The sequence below is a fragment of the Massilia sp. 01N410 genome, from assembly GCF_056399665.1.
This window is the reverse complement of sequence record NZ_JBFTRV010000002.1, coordinates 242,393-261,536: the sequence shown is the minus strand read 5'-3', so window position 1 is coordinate 261,536 and position 19,144 is coordinate 242,393. Positions and strand designations below refer to the sequence as shown.

Here is a 19,144-nt window from a genome sequence, read left to right as displayed (position 1 = left end):
CAAGCTGCCATCGACGCGCCGTTGACGCCTTTTCCACTGTGTTGCGACAGCGCGCCGAATTCCGCACTAATCCTGTCAACCACCCCTTGAGCCAACGCGTTTCCTCGTAGAATAGTGACTTTCCACCCTCCGGGCACCACGTCCTCCCATGCTGCGTCGTTTTCGTAAGCTTTTCCTCTCCGGTATTTGTCTGTTGGGCGCTGTGCATGCCGCGCAGGCCAACGTCGTCGTCGTCCTGAATTCGCGTGACGCCACGGTCCAGTTGATCGACCAGGCGACCGGCGCCGACAACGGCACCTTTGCCGTCGGCAAGGAGCCGCACCACCTGATGGCCACGCCGGACAACAAGTCCGTGATCGTCGCCAGCTCGGTCGGCAACGAGCTGATCTTCCTCGATCCGATCACCGGCAAGATCCAGCAGCGCCTGACCGACGTGCTCGATCCTTACCAGATCGGCTTCTCGCCGGACCAGAAATGGTTCGTCTCGACCGCGCTGCGCCTCGACCGCGTCGACATCTACCAGTACGTGAACGGCAAGCTGATCCTGAGCCGCCGCGTGCCGATGCCGCGCATGCCCAGCCACATCGCCTTCGACGCCGCCAGCACCACCGCCTTCATCACCCGCCAGGGCAGCGACCAGGTCAGCGCGATCGACCTGAAGACCGGCGTCATCAAGTGGACCCTTGCGGTCGGTAAGCTGCCGGCCGGCATCACCATGACCCCGGACGACAAATACCTGCTGGTCGGGATCATGGGCAGCGACTACGTCGAAGTGATCGACTGGCGCACCGCCAAGAGCGTCAAGCGCATCAAGACCGGCAACGGCGCCCACAACTTCCGCGCCGTCGGCGACAAGCGCCACGTGTTCGTCTCGAACCGCGTGCAGAACTCGATCAGCATCATCGACCAGGTCACGCTGGAGAACGTCGGCATGATCCCGGTGCCGGGCGGTCCGGACTGCATGGAACTGTCGGCCGACGGCAAGACCCTGTGGGTCACCCAGCGCTGGATCAAGAAGGTGGCGGTGGTCGACGTCGCCAGCCGCAAGGTGATCAAGATGATCCCGGTAGGGCGCTCGCCGCACGGCGTGTTCTTCGCCAACGCGGCGCCGAGGATGTGATGTCCGGGCGGCCAAGGTCTCGATGGACTCCGGCCGCCGCGGCGCTGCTGCTGGCGGCCACCATCTTCCCGGGCCTGCACGCCTCCGCGGCGGCCGAGCCTGCGCCCGGACCCTGCAAGGGCACGATTTATCTCAGCTTCGACACCGGCAGCCAGTCCCAGGCCGAGCTGATCGCCGATACCCTGCGCCGTCACCACATCAAGGCCACTTTCTTCCTGGCCAACGAAAAGACGGTGCGCGGTGACTGGTCGCTCGACCCGTCCTGGGCCGCGTTCTGGAAGGCGCGGGTGGCGGAGGGGCACGCCTTCGGTTCCCACACCTTCGACCACGTCTACTGGAAGCGCGACGAGCCTGGCGGGCGCATCGCGGTCAAGCCGCAGTTCGGCGCCCAGGCCGGCAAGCTGGCCAGCTGGACCCCGCAGCAGTACTGCGACGAGCTGAACCGCGTCGACACCCGCTTCCACGAACTGACCGGCCACCACATCGACCCGATCTTCCGCGCGCCCGGCGGGCATACCTCGCCGAACCTGCTGGCGGCAGCCAAAAGCTGCGGCTACAGCCACGTGGGCTGGGCCAAGGCCGGTTTTTCCGGCGACGAGACGTCCAGCGAGGTCTACCCGAACGCACTGCTGCTCAAGCGCGCCCTCGGGGCTTTGCGCGACGGCGACATCTTCATGGCTCACATGGGCATCTGGTCGCGCAAAGACCCGTGGGCGCCGGCCAACCTGGAGCCGCTGATTGCCGGGCTCGAGCAGAAAGGCTTCTGTTTCGCTACACTGCGTGAGCATCCGGATTACCTTAACCGATTTAAAAAATGATTCAGCATTTCCTCGACTGGTTCGCATTCCTGCAGGGCTGGCTGTTCGAGTCCGTGGTCGAACCCTTCCTGTTCTACACCGGCATGGGCGAGTATGCCGAGGACGCCTTCGAGGGCGTCGAGTGGTTCCTGGCCGGCGCCTGCGAGGTGGCGGCCCTGTGGCTGGTGCTGCGCCCGCTGGAAGCCCTCATTCCGGCGCAGAAGATGAGCGACCGCTACGCGCGCTGGAACGACTTCGTCTACACCCTGATCCACCGCCTCGGCTTCTTCACGATGGCGGTATTCTTCACCCTCGACCCCATCATGGACCACGTGGCCGGCGCGCTGCGCATGGACGGCATGCATCCCTTCAACCTGGAGTCGCTGGTGACCGGCATGAGCCCGCTGGCCAGCTTCCTGGTCTATCTGGTGGTGATCGACTTCTTCGACTACTGGTTCCACCGCGGCCAGCATAAATTCCGCTGGTGGTGGGCCCTGCACAGCCTGCACCACAGCCAGCAGAACATGAACCTGTGGAGCGACGACCGGAACCACCTGCTGGACGACCTGTTGCGCGACGTCTACCTGGCCGTCATCGCGCTGGCGATCGGCGTGGCGCCGTCGCAGTACGTGCTGCTGGTGTCGGTGTCGCGGGCGCTGCAATCGCTGCAGCATGCCAATGTGCGCATCCACTTCGGCTGGCTCGGCGAGCGCCTGCTGGTGTCGCCGCGCTTCCACCGCACCCACCACGCGGTCGGCATCGGCCACGAATCGAAGGGCCGGGAATTGGGCGGCTGCAATTTCGGCGTGCTGCTGCCGGTCTGGGACCTGCTGTTCAGGACCGCCAACTTCGCGCCGGGCTGGTACGGCACCGGCGTGCGCGACCAGTTCGAGCGCACCGCGGCGGACGGCAGTGTCAAGCCGGCGCGCGACTACGGGCGCGGCTTCTGGCGCCAGCAGTGGCTGGGCCTGGTGCGCCTGATGGATGCCATCGGGCGCCGCCCAAGAGGCGCGCCTTAAATGGTCCGTCCGATCGCCATCGCCTACGGCCGCGCGCTGCGCTCGCAGTTTTCCGGCCGTATGCTGCTGCTGTCGGTGGTGCCCCTGCTGCTGTCGCTGGCGCTGTGGGGCAGCCTGCTGTACGCCGGCATGCAGCCGCTCTACGACTGGCTGCAGGACACCTTCAGGGAATATGGACTGTTCGAGACCAGCGGCAGCATCCTGACCACCCTGGGCCTGGGCTTCCTCAAGACCATGGTGGTGCCGCTGGTGGCGATGCTGGCGCTGTTGCCGCTGATGATCATCACCTCGCTGCTGTTCATCGGCGTGGGCGCGATGCCGGCCATTGCGCGCCATGTCAGCCGGGTGCAGTTCCCTCATCTGGAGCGCAGGGAAGGCGGCAGCTTTCTCGGCAGCCTGGCCGTCAACCTGACCGGCATCGTGGTGTTCGCGCTGCTGTGGATCGTGACCTTGCCGCTGTACGCACTGGCGCCGGTGGCGCTGATGGTACAGGCGTTGCTGTGGGGCTGGCTGACGGCGCGCGTGATGAGCTACGACGCGCTGTCGATCCATGCCAGCCTGGAAGAGCGCCGCATCATCGTGCACAGCCGGCGCCGCCAGCTGCTCCTGATCGGCACCATTTCCGGCCTGCTGGGCGCGCTGCCCGGCGTGGCCTGGATCGGCGGCGCGCTGTTCTCGGTGGTGCTGTTCCCGGTGCTGGCGGTGCTGTCGATCTGGCTCTACCTGATCATCTTCATCTTCACCGGACTGTGGTTTCAGTACTACTGCCTGCAGGCGCTGGCCGACCTGCGGGCCGGCCAGGACACCCTTAACGCACCAGGGTAAGCAACAGCACCCGGCCCTCGCTGCCGTTCTTCAGGTTGACGGTCACGATCACGCGGCCCTGCGGATCCTCGCTCACCGAACTCACTTCCGCGAACGCGGTGTCGCCCGCCGCGCGCGCATAGCCCGGCAGCAGCGAGGAGATGTCGGTCCAGCTGGTGCCGCCGTCGGCCGACCACGCCAGGTAGGGCAGGGCCCTGGCCTTGTCGAAACCGCCCACCACCATCGTGTCGGGCTTGCCCGACAGCGCCAGAAAGTAACGGATATACGGGTAGCCCGCATTCCCCTCCAGTGGCTGCTGGATCACGAACCTGAAGGACTGGCCGCCGTCGTCGCTGCGCAGCAGGCCGCCCTCGACGCCGGCAAACACGCGCTGGCTGTTCGCCACCTGCTGGATGAACTGCACGTTGCGGTTCTCCAGCTTCGGCAGCGATACCGGCAGCTCGTCCGTCGAGGCCGGCATGCCGTCGGCGCCGAGTTCATAGGCGCGGATGTAGGCGAAGTCGAGCGGGCATTCGCCGCCCACCAGCAGGCGTTCTCCAACGATCTGGAACGCCTGGTGGGTGCAGATCATCGAATCGAACTGGCCCAGCGCCACGCGCCAGCTGGCGGCGGCATCGCCGGACACGAACAGGTTCTGGCCGGCGCCGGCGTTGGCGTAGAGGCGGTTGTTGAACAGCTTCAGATCGTTCATCGCCAGCGGTGCGCACCAGCCGCCGATGCAGTTCTCGAGCGGCAGGTCGCGCGCCGCGAAGCTGCCGGAAGCGTCGAGCGTGCACAGGCCGTGTTCGCCGGCCTGGCCCTGCTGGCGTTCGTGGGCGCTCTGGAACAGCCACAGGGTCGAGCCGAGCGCGCGCAACGACGGCGTGCGCGCGGTTTCTGCGCTGTCCGACCTGGGCAGCGCGCAGGCGCCGAGCGGCACCTCGGTCCAGCGCGAACTCGCCTGCAGCGGCAGGGGCGTCTTCATGACGACGCTGCCGCCGGTGGTGGAATTCGACATCGACACCCAGGCCGCGCCGTCCTTGTAGACGAGGTTGCCGAGGCCGCGCGTCGACGTGGCCAATACTTCGATGCGGGTGCCCGCGGGCGTGGTGCCGCCGGCATCCGGCGGCAGGCCGACACCGACGGAACCGCCGCCGCAGCCGGCGACGAGGAGAAGGGCGGCCGCGGCGGCGATGGCCGGGCCCGGACGTTTCTGGATCATGGATCTTCCTTGCGCACTCGAAAAGGTAGGGCGATTCTAGGACCGGACGGCGCGCCGATCTTGCGCAGGTTTGTCGGGAGATTGTCGGGAAATGTATCGGTACGAAGCAGCGCGCGACGGTTTCGCCGTTCGTGGCACACTGGAACCAACGACATCTCGGGAGCGGCGGGCGATGGCATTCGGCCTGATCATCATCGGCGACGAAATCCTGTCCGGCAAACGCAGCGACAAGCACCTGCCCAAGGTGATCGAACTGCTGGCCGAACGCGGACTGCAGCTGGCATGGGCCGAGATCGTCGGCGACGATCCTGCGCGCATCACCGCGCTGCTGGAACGCAGCTTTGCGGGAGACGACATCGTGTTCTCCTGCGGCGGCATCGGCGCCACGCCCGACGACCACACGCGCCAGTGCGCGGCGGCCGCGCTCCGGGTGCCGCTGGTGCTGCATCCGGAAGGCAAGCTGCTGGTGCAGGAGAGGATTCGCGACACGGCGCGCGAAGCCGGCATCGAAGCGGACCTCGACGCGCCCGAGAACCTGCAGCGCCTCAAGATGGCCGAGTTCCCGCAAGGGGCCACACTCATCCCGAATCCCTACAACCGCATTCCCGGCTTCAGCGTGGCGTCCCACGCCGGCGCCGCTCATCATTTCGTGCCGGGCTTCCCGGTCATGGCCTGGCCGATGATCGCCTGGGTGCTCGATACCCATTACCGCGACCTGTTCCACCGCGAAGACCGCGCCGAGCGCGCGCTGCTGGTGTTCGAGCAGGCCGAGGCCGTGCTGACTCCGCTGATGGAGCGCCTCGAGGCCGCCTATCCAGGCGTGCGCGTGTTCAGCCTGCCCAGCGTCGGCGATGCGCAGACGCGCCGCCATATCGAACTCGGCGTCAAAGGCGATGCGGCCCAGGTCGGTTTCGCCTTCGCGGAAATGCGTGCGGAACTCGATCGCATGAAGGCCGACTATCGGCTGTCAACCTAGCCCGTCGCTTGGCCGTTGCAAGGCTGGTACGCTCGTGCAAACTGGGCCGTTGTTTTTTTGCGAAAATACACGGACGACGCCAAAAATCTGTACGAGTGGTTCCTGAATGTCACATTGATGTGGTGGAATGGTGTCTGTGGGCAGAGCGATCTGGAGTGAGGTCGCGCCTGACTTTGTGAAATTCTTGACAACCTGGATCACTCGCACCGACCAGCATCATGGGCGCGCCGGTTGACGGGAATTGCAGGTAGTAGATTCAAACCGGTTAAGCCAATATGGAAAGTATTCGCCGTCAAGGACGGCCCCGCATCTCCACCCGCATGCTGCGCCGCCTCCGCAGGCTCGTGCTGCCGGGCCAACCCGAACTCGCAGGCCTGCCCGTCATGGCTGCCGTGCAGGAAGTCCCGCTGCACGGCGCCGATACGCGCCTGGAACCCGCACTCGATCCCGGCTTCGAACCGGCGCCGGTCCCGGCCCCCGCCGAATCCGGCCAGGGCGCGGAACCGCCGCCGGCGCCGCCCAGGCGCCGATGGCGCATGGTCAAGCGCGCCTTCCTGGTACTGCTGCTGATCGCGGTGGCCGGCGGCGCCGCCTTCGCCGTCTACGAAAGCCGCACCTCGGCGATGCAGGCGCGCTTCTTCGCCGGCCTGGCGAAAAAGGTCAGCTACCGCGTCGAGAAGGGACCGAGCGACGCGATCCGCTTCCCCGCGTCCAGCCCCTACGACGAGCGGCTCGGCTATTCGAACCTGCCGAACTACCTGGCCAAGCTGAAGACGCGCGACTACGTGATCGAATCGCAGGCGCGCATGTCGCCGAAGATGGTCGAGCTGGCCGACATGGGCCTGTTCGCGACCTATCACGAGAAGACCCGCGCCGGCCTCGACATCCTCGACTACAGCGGCGAGCCGCTGTTCTCGGCGCGCTTCCCGGAACGACTGTACGAGAAGTTCGACGCCGCGCCCTCGCTGCTGGTGCATAGCCTGCTGTACATCGAGAACCGCGAGCTGCTCGACACCACCTACCCGAAGCGCAATCCGGCGGTGGAGTGGGACCGCTTCTCGAAAGCGGTGTTCGACAAATCCCTGCACGCGGTCGGCCTGGGCGGCGGCGGCAGGGTGGCCGGCGGCAGCACGCTGGCGACCCAGATCGAAAAATACCGCCATTCGCCGGAAGGCCGCACCGCCTCGCTGTCGGACAAGCTGCGCCAGATGGCCTCGGCCATGCTGCGCGCCTACCAGGACGGCGAGGACACCAGCGCGACCCGGCGCCGCATCGTGCTCGAGTACCTGAACACGGTGCCGCTGTCGGCCAAGCTGGGCTACGGTGAAGTCAACGGCATCGGCGACGGCATGTGGGTCTGGTATGGCCGCGACTTCGCCGACGTCAACCGGGTCCTGTCCAGCAACCAGGTCACGCCCGACTTCGCCTTGGTGTACAAGGAAGCGCTGTCGCTGATGATCGCGCAGCGCCGTCCGGCCTACTACCTGGGCGCCGGCGAGAAGGATCTCGAACAGCTCACCAACAGCCACCTGCGGGTGCTGGCCCAGGCCGGCGTGATCTCGCCGCAGCTGCGCGACGCCGCGCTGGGCGTGGTCCTGCATCCGGCCCTCGGCTCGGGCGTGGCGCCGCCGCCGGCCAACACCTTCGTCACCCGCAAGGCCGCCAACGCGGTGCGCAACCACCTGGCCAACCTGCTGGGCGACTCGCGCCTGTACAACCTCGACCGCCTCGACCTGTCGGTGGTGACGACCCTGAATTCGGAAGCGCAGAAGGCCGTCACCGCGGCACTGCGCCGCCTGACCGACAACGAAGCGGCGGCCGCCGCCGGCCTGACCGGCAAGGGCATGCTCGGCAACGGCGATCCGTCCAAGGTCGTGTACAGCTTCACGCTGATGGAACGCGGCGACAAGGTCAACTACCTGCGCGTCCAGACCGACAACTACGACCAGCCGCTCGACATCAACGAAGGCGCCAAGCTGGATCTCGGCTCGACCGCCAAGCTGCGCACCCTGACCACCTACCTCGACATCGTCGACCAGCTGCACCAGCGCTACGAGCCGATGTCGAAGGCAGAGCTGGCCAAGGTCAGGATCGACCCGAAGGACAGGCTGAGCCAGTGGGCGATCGACTACTTCCTGGCGCTGCCGCCGGGCGCCGACCGGACCCTCCCCCCGATGCTGGGCGCGGCGATGGAGCGCAAGTATTCGGGCAATCCGGGCGAAGCCTTCTTCACCGGCGGCGGCGTCCACATCTTCGGCAACTTCAGCAAGCTGGACAACAGCCGCATCCTCACCGTCCAGCAGGCGTTGCAGAACTCGACCAACCTGGTGTTCGTGCGCCTGATGCGCGACGTGGTGCGCTACTACATGTTCCAGCTGCCGGGCTCCTCGGCCCAACTGCTGGCCGACGCCGACGATCCGCGCCGCGCCGAATACCTGTCGCGCTTCGCCGACCGCGAAGGCAAGGACTTCCTGGCGCGCTTCTGGAACAAGTACCGCGGCATGGACTGGCCCGAGATCGAAACCGCGCTGATGCAGGGCGTGCGCCCGGCGGCCTCGAAGATCGCGGCGGTCCACCGCACCATCATGCCGGACGCCTCGCTGGCCGAGTTCAGCAAGTTCGTCCATACCTACCTGCCCGATTCCAGGGACGTCGACGAAGAGCGCATCGCCAAGATGTACGACCAGTACTCGGTGGCGAACATGTCGCTGGCCGACCGCGGCTACGTGGCCTCGGTCCACCCGCTCGAGCTGTGGCTGGCCGGCTACCTGCGCACCCATCCGAAGGCGGGCTGGGACGAGGTCACCAAGGCGTCGGTGAAGGAGCGACAGGAAGTGTATTCCTGGCTGTTCAAGACCCACCGCAAGCATGCCCAGGACAAGCGCATCGCCGGCCTGATCGAGGTCGAAGCCTTCCTGAAGATCCACGCGCAGTGGAAGAAGATGGGCTATCCCTTCGATTCCCTGGTGCCGTCCTATGCGACGACCCTGGGCGCCTCGGCGGACCGTCCGATCGCGCTGGCCGAACTGATGGGCATCATCATCAACGGCGGCGTGCGCAAGCCGACCGAGCGCATCGACTCGCTGCACTTCGCCAAGGACACGCCTTACGAGACCATGGTCAAGCGCAGCCAGGACAGCAAGGGCGAGCAGGTGCTGAACCCCGACGTCGCGCGTGCGGTGGCCAACGCCATCCGCGGCGTGGTGCAGGAAGGCACGGCCAAGCGCGTCAAGCAGGCCTTCTACAAGCAGGACGGCAGCGTGATCGCACTGGGCGGCAAGACCGGCACCGGCGACCAGCGCTTCGACGTCTACGGCGCCGGTCACCGCCTGATCGAGTCGCGCTACGTGAACCGTTCGGCGACCTTCGTGTTCAACATCGGCGAGCGCTTCTTCGGCAGCATGACGGCCTATGTGCACGGTCCGGAATCGGCCCACTACGACTTCACCAGCGCGTTGCCGGTGCAGCTGCTGGTGACGCTGGCGCCGAGCCTGATGCCGATGATCGAGAAGCAGGACACGGTGACGGTGCCGGGCCTGCACGTGACCCCGGCCAAGCCGCCGGCGCCGACGCCGACCCCGCTCACCGACGACGTCGCCACCGTGAAGCCGGCGCCCGACAGCGCCCAGGCGGAAGAGATCGAGGCGCCGGCCAAGCCTGCGAAACCGGCTGCCGCGGAAGCCGAGGCGGTCAAGCCGGCCAAGCCTGCCGCCGAGGCAACGCCGGTGCATCCCAAGCCGGTGAAGGAAGCGGCGCCGGAGGCCAAATCCGAGGCCGCCGACACGCCGCACCACAAGCCGGCCGCGCCGAAGCCGGCCGTTCCCAAGCCGGCGGGCGAAAGCGCCCACGCAAAGCCGGCCGACGCGGACGAGCACCCGAAGGCGGTGGACGCCCTGCGCGCCAGGGCGCCGGCCAAGCCGGTCAAGCCGCGCACCGAGCCTTCGGAACAGCCGAAGGCAGAGCCGGCGCCGCGCCAGAAGCCGGCGGCGGTGGAGGAAGTGCTGCATTGAGCGGGACCGCCCGCAAGGAGGGCGCGTGAAGCGGCCCAGGATCGGCAAGTTCAGCCTGGTATCGCTGCGCGACCTGGTGGTCGCCTCCCTGCCCACCATCCTGCTGGTGCTGGCGGCCTGCGTTGTCGCCTATATCGTGGTCGACCCGGCGCCGCCGCGCCACGTGGTGCTGGCCACCGGCCAGGAAAACAGCGCCTACGAGGAGTTCGGGCGCAAGTACGCGGCCGTGCTGGCGCGCGACGGCATCAAGGCCGAGCTGCAGCGCTCCCTCGGCTCCGAAGACAACCTGCAGCGCCTCATCGACGGCAAGGCCGACATCGCCTTCGTGCAGAGCGGCTCGACCAGCGAAGCCCAGGCCGAGCGGCGCAACCTGATGTCGCTGGGCAGCCTGTTCACCGAACCGGTGTGGCTGTTCCTGCGCGAAGGTAAGAAGAGCCGTAAAGCCGACATCCACAGCCTCACGCAACTGAAGGGCCTGCGCATCAACCTGGGCCCGGAAGGCACCGGCGTGCCGCGGCTGTTCCGCCAGGTGCTGGCGGTGAACGGCGTCGAGCCGGGCCAGCTGACCATCTCGTCGCTGGAGAATACCCCGGCCACCGTCGAGCTGCTGGCGGGACGCATCGACGGCCTCGTGTTCAGCTCCGCGCCCGAGGCGCCGCTGATCCAGATGCTGCTCCAGACCCCGGGCATCAGGCTGTTCGACTTCCGCCAGGCCGAAGCCTATACGCGCCGCCTGCCTTTCCTGACCCATGTGGTGCTGCCGCGCGGGATCGTCGATCTCGGCAAGGATATCCCGGCCCAGGACTTCCACCTGATCGCGCCCACCGCCACCCTGGTCGCGCGCGACGATTTGCATCCGGCCCTGGTCGACGAACTCGTGAAAGCCGCCACCGAGATCCACGGCGGCGCCGGCTGGTTCCAGCAGCAGGGCCAGTTCCCGTCGCCGAAGTACACCGAGATCCCGGTCTCGCGCGAGGCGGCGAAATACTACCGCGACGGCCCGCCCTTCCTGCAGCGCTACCTCTCGTTCTGGCTGGCGAATCTGTTCGACCGCCTGTGGGTCGTGGTGGTGGCGCTGGCGGCGCTGGTGATCCCGCTGTCGAAGATCGTGCCGCCGCTGTACGTGTGGCGGATCCGCTCGCGCGTCTACCGCTGGTACGGCCAGCTGCGTGCGGTCGAGCAGGCACTGGAGAGCGCCGATCCGGCGCATTGCGACGAGGTGCGCACCAACCTGCTGCGGCGCCTCGACGACATCGAGGCGCGCGTCAACCACATCTCGATCCCGCTGGCCTATGCCGATGCGCTGTACGGCTTGCGGAGCCACATCAACTTCGTGCGCCAGCGCGTGCGCGCCGGCCTGAAGAGCTCTACGGCAGGGTGATCTTCACCACCGCATTGCCGGAAATCGCATACAGCTTCCCCTTGCCGTCGCCCGTTAGTCCGCCCAGCGCGGGCAGGGCGCCCGGTCCGTTGCCGAGCTGGAGCGTCGTAGCGCCGATGGTGCCGGCCACCGTGGAAACCGTCCGGTCCGGCGCGATCCTGCGGACCAGGTCGTTGCCGGCGTCGGCCGCATACAGCATGCCGGCGGCGTCCAAGGTCAGCGCGATCAGGTGGTCGAAGCGCGCCGCGCCGGCCACGCCGTCGGCAAAGCCGCGCCCGCCGGACAGGCCGGCCAGCGCCATCTTGTTGCCGGCAGTGTCGATGCGGCTGACCGTGCTGGCAAAGTCACCCACGTAGACGGTGCCGTCCTTCGCGGCGGCCACCCCGCGCTGCTGGAAGGCATGGCTGCCCAGCACGCTGGCGATATTGTCCAGGCGCGCCACACCGTCGATCATGGTGACGGCGCCGGTGGGCGAGATCTTGCGCACCCCGATCGCATTCGCCACCACCACGTTGGCGAAGCCATCGACGGCGATGCCGCCGCCGTAGAAATAAGGGATGTCGGCGGCGTTCACCACGGTGGCGGTATCGAGGGTGGCGATGGTGCGCACCGTGCCGGCCTGGTCGATCTCGCGCACCGCCAGGCCGTCGGTGGCGTACAGCCTGCCGTCGGGCGAAGCGGCGATCGCGGTCAGGAAGGAAAAGCCCGCCACGCCGGCGGCGCCGTCGATGCTCCGGCAGCGCTGGGGCGAGCCGGCGAGGGTGCTGACGGCGCCCGCCCCACTGATCCTGCGGATGCTGCAGTTGTCGCGGTCGGCCACATACAGGTTGCCGGCAGTGTCGGCGGCGATCCCGGCCGGATGGGCGAAGCGGGCCGCGGCGCCGGTGGCGTCGACGTTGCCGGCCTCGCCGGCGCTGCCGGCCACCAGGGTCAGCGTGGTGACGCCGGCGGAAAAGCCCGGGCTGCCTGGGCCGCTCGAGCCGCCGCTGCCGCCACCGCCTCCGCAGGCGGCGCACAGGGCCGTTACCATCGCAAATTCGAGCGATCGTGCTGTTTTCGGCGGCATGCCGTTCTCCGAATATTGTGTTTTCGGCATCCTAGCATGGCGGGCGGCCGTGCCGCTCAGGGAAGGACGATCTTGACGATGGTGCTGCCCGAGCTTGCGTACAGATTGCCCTTGCCGTCGACGGCGATACCGCCCAGCAGGGACAGGCTGCCGGGCAGAGCGCCGGTTTGCAGCTCGTTCACGCCTGGCTTGCCGGCGATGGTCGTGACCACGCCTGCGGGGGTGATTTTCCGGATCAGGGTGCTCCTCGTGGAGCTGCCGCTGCTGTCGGGGAGCAGGCCGGATTCCGCAGCATACAGGTTGCCCTGTCCATCCAGCGCAAGCGCAACGATGCCGTAGAAGCGCGCTTCGGCGCCGGTGCCGTCCCTGGCGCCGAATTGGCCGCTGCTGCCGGCCAGGACCGTCGTTTTGCCGGCCGTGTCGATGCGCAGGATCGTGGCGTCGTAGCTGGCCAGGTAGACCGTGCCGGCGGCGTCGACGGCTACGCCGCGGCGTTCCGGAACATAGGTATTGAATCCGGCTTCTCCGCTGGCCGTGCCCGCCAGCATGGTATAGCTGCCAGAAGGGGAGAGCCGGCGCGCGCCGAAGCCGGTGGTCACGATCAGGTTGCCGGCGGCATCGACGGCCAGGCCGTTGCCGAAGCCGATCCCGGCGCCGCGTCCGCCTCCGGTGGGCGCTTCCAGCACCGCGACCGTGCGCGTCGCCCCGGTCGGGCTGACCTCGAAAATATCCAGGCCGTAATCGGTCATGAACAGCCTGCCCTCGGACGCTGCCGCCAGGGCGAAAGCTGTCGGAAAACCATTCTGGGTAGTGCCGGTGCAGTAGGTGCCGGCGTGGAGGGAGACCACGCCCGACGGCGTGATCTTGCGGATGGCGCAGGATGCGCCTGCGTAGAGATTGCCGCTGGCATCGATCGTCAGCGGCGTGGGTCCGATGAAACGTGCCGCGGCGCCGCTGCCGTCGACTTCGCCGGATTCGGTGGGGCTGCCGGCAAGCACGGAGATCGCGGGCATGACGACGGGCGGGGAAGTGCCCACCGGCGGCGTGGGGTTGCCGCCACCACCGCAGGCAATGCACAAGGCCATCGACAGCCCTGCGCCGAACGCATTCAGAAGCGGGCGAAGCCGCAGCGTGATCGTGGATGCCATACCGGAACTCCTTCGTTGGAATCCCGGCAGGCTAACACGTTGGAACTGTGAAAATTCTGTTAAATTGTCGCGGCGCCGCGGCGCGGTGGATCAGGCGCCGGTCCAGGGCAGGCCGGCCTTGCACCAGCCGCCCACGGTCTTGCGGTGGCCTTCGCCGTCGCGGTCGCCTTCGAAGCCTTCCAGGATGTCGAAGGCGTTCTCGTAGCCGAGTTCGGTTGCCACGCGCGCGGCGTGGCGCGAGCGCACGCCCGAGCGGCACAGGAAGAGCAGCACGTCGTCCTTGTCCGCGGCCTGCTGCAGCTGGGTGGCGAAGTCCGGATTCGGCGCACCGCCGGGGTACAGGGTCCACTGCACCGCACCGTGCTGGGCCTCGGGGATGGCGGGGCGGCCGATCCAGTCGCGCTCCGCATTCGTGCGGACGTCGACCAGCTTGACGCGCGGATCGGTCTTGATCAGGGTGAACGCTTCCTGCGGCGTGACGGCGCCCGCATAGGGCTGGCCGGGGGCGCGCTCCCTGGCGGCGGCCAGGATTTCGTCGGTTGTGCTCATGGTCGTTTTCCTATGATTGTTGTGCTCGCACAAATGGTGCATCCTGCATCAAGTTGGTGCATACTGCCGCACTTGCACCAAGCTGGTGCGTATGGATGAGCTCGCAGCGAGCCTGCATCAAGTTTGTGCACCGCACCGGTGGTCGATTTTAAGGGGCAAATCGCAGGCGGTCCAAGGACAGATTGCTTATTTGCTCAGAGTCAAGTGCTGGCACAGTTTTCGCTTTAACGGAGATGTGCCTGTCGCACGCCCCGTTGGCGTCACCGACACCCCTTTTTCAATCAGGAGAATACGAATGGCAAGGACCGCCGCAGATGTAATGCAGATGCTGAAGGATAACGAAGTCAAGTTCGTCGATTTGCGTTTCGCCGATACCCGCGGCAAAGAGCAGCACGTGACCGTTCCCATCTCGCATTTTGACGAAGACAAGTTCGAATCCGGCCACGCCTTCGACGGCTCGTCGATCGCCGGCTGGAAGGGCATCGAAGCATCGGACATGCTGCTGATCCCGGACCCGAGCACCGCCAACATCGACCCGTTCATGGAAGAGACCACCGTCTTCATGCAGTGCGACGTGATCGAACCGTCGGACGGCAAGGGCTATGACCGCGACCCGCGCTCGATCGCCAGGCGCGCCGAAGCCTACCTGAAGTCCTCGGGCGTGGGCGATACCGCCTTCTTCGGCCCGGAACCGGAATTCTTCATCTTCGACTCGGTCCACTGGAAGATCGACATGTCGGGCTCGATGGTCAAGATCAGCTCGGAAGAAGCATCCTGGTCGACCGACAAGGAATTCGAAGGCGGCAACAGCGGCCACCGTCCGACCGTCAAGGGCGGCTACTTCCCGGTCCCGCCGGTCGACAGCTTCCAGGACATGCGCTCGGAAATGTGCCTGATCCTCGAATCGCTGGGCATCCCGGTCGAAGTGCACCACCATGAAGTGGCCGGCGCCGGCCAGAACGAAATCGGCACCCGCTTCTCGACCCTGGTCGAGCGCGCCGACTGGACCCAGACCATGAAGTACGTAATCTGGAACGTCGCCCACAGCTACGGCAAGACCGCCACCTTCATGCCGAAGCCGATGAACGGCGACAACGGCTCGGGCATGCACGTGCACCAGTCGATCTGGAAGGACGGCAAGAACCTGTTCGCCGGCGACGGCTATGCCGGCCTGTCGGAAACCGCCCTGTACTACATCGGCGGCATCATCAAGCACGCCAAGGCCCTGAACGCGATCACCAACCCGGGCACCAACTCGTACAAGCGCCTGGTGCCGGGCTACGAAGCCCCGGTCAAGCTGGCTTACTCGGCCCGCAACCGTTCGGCCTCGATCCGCATCCCGCACGTGGCAAACCCGAAAGGCCGCCGCATCGAAGTGCGCTTCCCGGACCCGCTGGCCAACGTCTACCTGTGCTTCGCCGCGCTGCTGATGGCCGGCCTGGACGGCATCCAGAACAAGATCCACCCGGGCGAAGCCGCGAGCAAGGACCTGTACCACCTGCCGCCGGAAGAAGACAAGCTGATCCCGACCGTGTGCGCATCGCTGGAAGAAGCCCTGGAAGCCCTGGACAAGGACCGCGAGTTCCTGACCCGCGGCGGCGTGTTCAGCGACAGCATGATCGACGCCTACCTCGAGCTGAAGATGCAGGAAGTGCAGCGTCTGCGCATGACCCCGCACCCGGCCGAATTCGACATGTACTACTCGTCGTAATCTCTCGACAAGCTGTATCCATGCGGTAACAAAAACGCGGGGAAAGCCGGCCGGCTGCCCCGCGTTTTTCTTTGGATGCGGTATAGTCGGTGGATTCCCAACCAGGCACATCGTGCCGACTGACCTGATGCGAATGACAAGCTCTGCCGTTTGCCTGCGCCTGGCCGGCATCTACCTGGCGCTCGCGCTGGCCGTCCCGGCCTTCGCCCAATCCGTCGTCTACCGCTGCGTCGACAAGGAAGGCCGCGTGCTGTACACCGATACCAATACCGGCAACTGCAAGGTGGTCGATTCGATCGTCTCCGGCGCCATCTCGACACCGGCGCCGACCCGCGCCCCGGCCGCGAATCCTGCTGTGACGATGCGCCAGGGCGCCAGCCGTCCGCCGGCCGCGGCCTCCAGCCCGGCGAATTTCCCGCGCGTCGACAACGCCACCCAGCGCGCCCGCGACGACGACCGCCGCGCCATCCTCGACGAGGAATTGCGCGCCGAAGAAAAGAAACTGGCCGACCTCAAGCGCGACTTCAACAACGGCGAGCCCGAACGCCAGGGCAACGAGCGCAACTACGCCAAGTACCAGGAGCGCGTGGCCCAGATGCGCGAGGATATCGGCCGCGCCGAAAAGAACATCGAAGCGATCAAGCGCGAGATCGCCAATATCCGCTGACCCAATTTCCGCTGACCCAATACCCGCTGACATGACGCCGAACCACGAGCGCTTCGCCGGTCTCGACCTGCTCGCATCCAGCGTGCTGGTGACCGATGCCGCCGGCCAGGTGCGCTACGCGAATCCGGCCGCCGAGCACCTGCTCGAGGTGTCGGTGAAATCGCTGTCGCGCCAGACCCTGGCGGAACTCTTCACCAACGGCGAGGAGCTGGATGCGCTGTGCCGCCAGGCGCGGGCGCACAAGTACGCCGACCTGCGCCAGGACCTGACCCTGCAGCGCAGCGGACGCGAGCCCCTGCACGTGCACGTGATCGTCAGCGCCGCCGGCGAAGAGGAGGTGATGGTCGAGCTGCGCGAGAACGTCCAGCAGCTCAAGCTCGACCGCGAGGAGCGCATCCTCGACCAGAGCCAGGCCAACAAGGAACTGGTCCGCAACCTGGCGCACGAGATCAAGAACCCGCTGGGCGGCATTCGCGGCGCCGCCCAGCTGCTCGAGCTCGAACTGCCGGATGCCTCGCTGCGCGAATATACCCAGGTCATCATCAAGGAGGCCGACCGCCTGCAGACCCTGGTCGACCGCCTGCTGGCGCCGCACCGCCGTCCCCATATCGTCGGCGACGTCAACATCCACGAAGTCTGCGAGCGGGTGCGCAGCCTGGTGCTGGCCGAATTTCCGTCCGGCCTGGCGATCCGCCGCGACTACGACGCCTCGATTCCCGAGTTCCGCGGCGACAAGGAGCAGCTGATCCAGGCCGTGCTGAACATCGTCCACAACGCCGCCCAGGCCCTGCGCGAGCGGATTGCCGCGGGCGATGCCGAGATCGTGCTGCGCACCAGGGTGGCGCGCCAGGTCACACTGGCCAAGGTTCGTTACGGGCTGGCATTAGACTTGCATATCATCGACAATGGACCGGGCATCGCCCCCGATATCCGCGACCGCATCTTCTATCCGCTCGTCTCCGGGCGCGACGGCGGCAGCGGTCTCGGGCTGACGCTGGCGCAGACCTTCGTGCAACAGCACCTGGGGCTGATCGAGTGCGAAAGCCGGCCTGGACTGACGGATTTCCGCATCCTGATCCCGCTGCCATAAGCGCCGGGATGGTGCGGCCGCGGTCCAACGATGGATGTACTTATGCGGGAAGCACTGAACCAATGAAACCAATCTGGATTGTCGACGACGATGCATCGATCCGCTGGGTGCTGGAAAAAGCCCTGGCGCGCGAGAACCTCGCAACCCGGAGCTTCGCCAGCGGACGCGAGGCGCTGGCCGCGTTCGAGGAAGATACGCCCCAAGTCCTGGTCTCGGACATCCGCATGCCGGGCGAATCCGGCCTCGACCTGCTGGCCGCCGTCAAGGAAAAGCATCCCGGCCTGCCGGTGATCGTGATCACCGCCTTCTCCGACCTCGATTCCGCGGTCGCTTCCTTCCAGGGCGGCGCCTTCGAATACCTGGCCAAGCCCTTCGACATCGACAAGGCGGTGGCCCTGATCCGCCGCGCCCTCGAGGAAAGCCTGCGCGAAGCGAGCGTCGAGACCGTGCCCAGCGAGACCCCCGAGATCCTCGGCCAGGCGCCGGCGATGCAGGAAGTGTTCCGCGCCATCGGCCGCCTGTCGCAATCGAATGTGACGGTGCTGATCACGGGCGAGAGCGGCACCGGCAAGGAGCTGGTGGCGCGCGCCCTGCACAAGCACAGCCCGCGTGCTTCCCAGCCTTTCATCGCCCTGAACACGGCGGCGATCCCGAAGGATCTGCTGGAATCCGAACTGTTCGGCCACGAGCGCGGCGCCTTCACCGGCGCCCAGGCGATGCGGCGCGGCCGCTTCGAGCAGGCCGAGAACGGCACCCTGTTCCTGGACGAGATCGGCGACATGCCCTTCGACTTGCAGACCCGCCTGCTGCGGGTGCTGTCCGACGGCCACTTCTACCGCGTGGGCGGGCACCAGCCGGTCAAGGCGAACGTGCGCGTGATCGCCGCCACCCACCAGAACCTGGAGCAGCGCGTGCGCGACGGCCTGTTCCGCGAAGACCTGTACCACCGCCTGAACGTGATCCGGCTGCGGCTGCCGTCCCTGCGCGAGCGGCGCGAAGACATCCCCATCCTGGTGCGCCACTTCCTGGTGCAGAGCGCACGCCAGTTGGGCGTCGAGCCCAAGCGGCTGAGCGAGGATGCGCAGCGCTTCCTCTCCAGCCTCGACCTGCCGGGCAATGTGCGTCAGCTGGAAAACCTGTGCAACTGGATCACCGTGATGGCGCCCGGCCAGACCGTCGAGGTCAAGGACCTGCCGCGCGACCTGACGACCCAGGCCCAGGCGCTGCCCGCGGCGGCCATGGCGCCGGTGGTGGCGATGCCGGCGCCGGCGGCGAGCCCCCTGTACGGCGGCACGGACGCCAGCGGCATCCTGTCGGCGATGACGCCAGCCGCGCCGGCCGCCGCCGACGGCTGGATCGGCCTGCTCGAACTGCAGGCCGCGCGCATGCTGTCCGACGGCCAGGTCGAGGTGATGGACGTGCTGGGCAAGCAGTTCGAAACGGCCTTGATCCGCACGGCGCTCAAGCATACCCACGGACGCAAGAACGATGCGGCGATCCGGCTGGGGATCGGGCGCAATACGATCACGCGCAAGATTGCCGAGCTGGGGATTGATGGGGCCAAAGACGAATAAGCGGTACGCG

At 66.9% G+C, this 19,144-nt stretch carries 15 protein-coding genes; 11 read left to right on the top strand and 4 right to left on the bottom strand.

What is annotated here, in order from left to right:
* Positions 1–148 precede the first annotated feature (148 nt).
* From AC1DOP_RS03750 to AC1DOP_RS03735, 4 genes are read left to right on the top strand one after another with little or no spacing between them, the layout of a single operon-like run.
* Positions 149–1,120 (top strand): YncE family protein, encoded by a 972-nt coding sequence (locus AC1DOP_RS03750; RefSeq protein ID WP_442122674.1) that lies wholly within the window; start codon positions 149–151, stop codon positions 1,118–1,120.
* Entirely contained in the window at positions 1,120–1,938 is an 819-nt protein-coding gene (locus AC1DOP_RS03745) for a polysaccharide deacetylase family protein (RefSeq protein WP_442122675.1), read from the top strand. Before AC1DOP_RS03750 ends, AC1DOP_RS03745 begins: the two co-directional genes overlap by 1 nt.
* The gene (locus AC1DOP_RS03740) at positions 1,935–2,936 is read left to right on the top strand and encodes a sterol desaturase family protein (protein ID WP_477249871.1); all 1,002 of its coding nucleotides are present in this window, start codon (positions 1,935–1,937) and stop codon (positions 2,934–2,936) included. Before AC1DOP_RS03745 ends, AC1DOP_RS03740 begins: the two co-directional genes overlap by 4 nt.
* A complete protein-coding gene (locus AC1DOP_RS03735) occupies positions 2,937–3,761 on the top strand; it encodes an EI24 domain-containing protein (RefSeq protein WP_442122677.1) in 825 nt (274 codons plus the stop codon).
* On the opposite strand, the gene AC1DOP_RS03730 is transcribed toward AC1DOP_RS03735, so the two are convergent.
* Positions 3,745–4,962, bottom strand: coding sequence for a beta propeller repeat protein (locus AC1DOP_RS03730; RefSeq protein ID WP_477249869.1), 1,218 nt, complete (start codon positions 4,960–4,962; stop codon positions 3,745–3,747). The two genes, AC1DOP_RS03735 and AC1DOP_RS03730, sit on opposite strands and share 17 nt — an antisense overlap.
* Positions 4,963–5,134: 172 nt before the next feature.
* Between AC1DOP_RS03730 and AC1DOP_RS03725 the strand changes: the two genes are divergently transcribed.
* The 3 genes from AC1DOP_RS03725 to AC1DOP_RS03715 all read left to right on the top strand — a co-directional run bounded on the left by AC1DOP_RS03725 (position 5,135) and on the right by AC1DOP_RS03715 (position 11,329).
* The gene (locus AC1DOP_RS03725; RefSeq protein ID WP_442122679.1) at positions 5,135–5,938 is read left to right on the top strand and encodes a competence/damage-inducible protein A; all 804 of its coding nucleotides are present in this window, start codon (positions 5,135–5,137) and stop codon (positions 5,936–5,938) included.
* A gap of 536 nt (positions 5,939–6,474) precedes the next feature.
* On the top strand, positions 6,475–9,948 hold the full coding sequence (locus AC1DOP_RS03720) for a transglycosylase domain-containing protein (RefSeq protein WP_442122755.1): 3,474 nt from the start codon (positions 6,475–6,477) through the stop codon (positions 9,946–9,948).
* A 25-nt stretch (positions 9,949–9,973) separates the two neighbouring features.
* The gene (locus AC1DOP_RS03715; protein WP_442122680.1) at positions 9,974–11,329 is read left to right on the top strand and encodes a TAXI family TRAP transporter solute-binding subunit; all 1,356 of its coding nucleotides are present in this window, start codon (positions 9,974–9,976) and stop codon (positions 11,327–11,329) included.
* On the opposite strand, the gene AC1DOP_RS03710 is transcribed toward AC1DOP_RS03715, so the two are convergent.
* The 3 genes from AC1DOP_RS03710 to AC1DOP_RS03700 form a co-directional block, all read right to left on the bottom strand.
* Positions 11,316–12,395, bottom strand: a complete 1,080-nt coding sequence (locus AC1DOP_RS03710) for an NHL repeat-containing protein (RefSeq protein WP_477249866.1) — start codon at positions 12,393–12,395, stop codon at positions 11,316–11,318. The genes AC1DOP_RS03715 and AC1DOP_RS03710 overlap by 14 nt on opposite strands.
* Before the next feature lie 56 nt (positions 12,396–12,451).
* The gene (locus tag AC1DOP_RS03705) at positions 12,452–13,480 is read right to left on the bottom strand and encodes an NHL repeat-containing protein (RefSeq protein WP_477249864.1); all 1,029 of its coding nucleotides are present in this window, start codon (positions 13,478–13,480) and stop codon (positions 12,452–12,454) included.
* Between the two features lie 153 nt (positions 13,481–13,633).
* On the bottom strand, positions 13,634–14,092 hold the full coding sequence (locus AC1DOP_RS03700; RefSeq protein ID WP_477249862.1) for a rhodanese-like domain-containing protein: 459 nt from the start codon (positions 14,090–14,092) through the stop codon (positions 13,634–13,636).
* 295 nt (positions 14,093–14,387) lie between these two features.
* Here AC1DOP_RS03700 and glnA point away from each other — a divergent pair, with 295 nt between their 5' ends.
* The 4 genes from glnA (at position 14,388) to ntrC (ending at position 19,134) form a co-directional block, all read left to right on the top strand.
* A complete protein-coding gene (glnA, locus tag AC1DOP_RS03695; RefSeq protein ID WP_442122683.1) occupies positions 14,388–15,803 on the top strand; it encodes a type I glutamate--ammonia ligase in 1,416 nt (471 codons plus the stop codon).
* A gap of 133 nt (positions 15,804–15,936) precedes the next feature.
* Positions 15,937–16,470: a DUF4124 domain-containing protein gene (locus AC1DOP_RS03690; RefSeq protein ID WP_442122684.1), complete on the top strand. Its 534-nt coding sequence runs from the start codon at positions 15,937–15,939 to the stop codon at positions 16,468–16,470.
* A gap of 31 nt (positions 16,471–16,501) precedes the next feature.
* Positions 16,502–17,560: a nitrogen regulation protein NR(II) gene (gene glnL, locus AC1DOP_RS03685; protein ID WP_442122685.1), complete on the top strand. Its 1,059-nt coding sequence runs from the start codon at positions 16,502–16,504 to the stop codon at positions 17,558–17,560.
* A gap of 62 nt (positions 17,561–17,622) precedes the next feature.
* On the top strand, positions 17,623–19,134 hold the full coding sequence (gene ntrC / locus AC1DOP_RS03680; protein ID WP_477249859.1) for a nitrogen regulation protein NR(I): 1,512 nt from the start codon (positions 17,623–17,625) through the stop codon (positions 19,132–19,134).
* The last annotated feature ends 10 nt before the right edge of the window (positions 19,135–19,144 follow it).

What these genes read in the sequence shown, in the direction of transcription:
- AC1DOP_RS03750 (WP_442122674.1), top strand. Translation starts at nt 149, where the DNA reads ATGCTGCGTCGTTTTCGTAAGCTTTTCCTCTCCGGTATTTGTCTGTTG.
- AC1DOP_RS03745 (WP_442122675.1), top strand. Translation starts at nt 1,120, where the DNA reads ATGTCCGGGCGGCCAAGGTCTCGATGGACTCCGGCCGCCGCGGCGCTG.
- AC1DOP_RS03740 (WP_477249871.1), top strand. Translation starts at nt 1,935, where the DNA reads ATGATTCAGCATTTCCTCGACTGGTTCGCATTCCTGCAGGGCTGGCTG.
- AC1DOP_RS03735 (WP_442122677.1), top strand. Translation starts at nt 2,937, where the DNA reads ATGGTCCGTCCGATCGCCATCGCCTACGGCCGCGCGCTGCGCTCGCAG.
- AC1DOP_RS03730 (WP_477249869.1), bottom strand. Translation starts at nt 4,962, where the DNA reads ATGATCCAGAAACGTCCGGGCCCGGCCATCGCCGCCGCGGCCGCCCTT.
- AC1DOP_RS03725 (WP_442122679.1), top strand. Translation starts at nt 5,135, where the DNA reads ATGGCATTCGGCCTGATCATCATCGGCGACGAAATCCTGTCCGGCAAA.
- AC1DOP_RS03720 (WP_442122755.1), top strand. Translation starts at nt 6,475, where the DNA reads ATGGTCAAGCGCGCCTTCCTGGTACTGCTGCTGATCGCGGTGGCCGGC.
- AC1DOP_RS03710 (WP_477249866.1), bottom strand. Translation starts at nt 12,395, where the DNA reads ATGCCGCCGAAAACAGCACGATCGCTCGAATTTGCGATGGTAACGGCC.
- AC1DOP_RS03705 (WP_477249864.1), bottom strand. Translation starts at nt 13,480, where the DNA reads ATGGCCTTGTGCATTGCCTGCGGTGGTGGCGGCAACCCCACGCCGCCG.
- AC1DOP_RS03700 (WP_477249862.1), bottom strand. Translation starts at nt 14,092, where the DNA reads ATGAGCACAACCGACGAAATCCTGGCCGCCGCCAGGGAGCGCGCCCCC.
- glnA (WP_442122683.1), top strand. Translation starts at nt 14,388, where the DNA reads ATGGCAAGGACCGCCGCAGATGTAATGCAGATGCTGAAGGATAACGAA.
- AC1DOP_RS03690 (WP_442122684.1), top strand. Translation starts at nt 15,937, where the DNA reads ATGACAAGCTCTGCCGTTTGCCTGCGCCTGGCCGGCATCTACCTGGCG.
- glnL (WP_442122685.1), top strand. Translation starts at nt 16,502, where the DNA reads ATGACGCCGAACCACGAGCGCTTCGCCGGTCTCGACCTGCTCGCATCC.
- ntrC (WP_477249859.1), top strand. Translation starts at nt 17,623, where the DNA reads ATGAAACCAATCTGGATTGTCGACGACGATGCATCGATCCGCTGGGTG.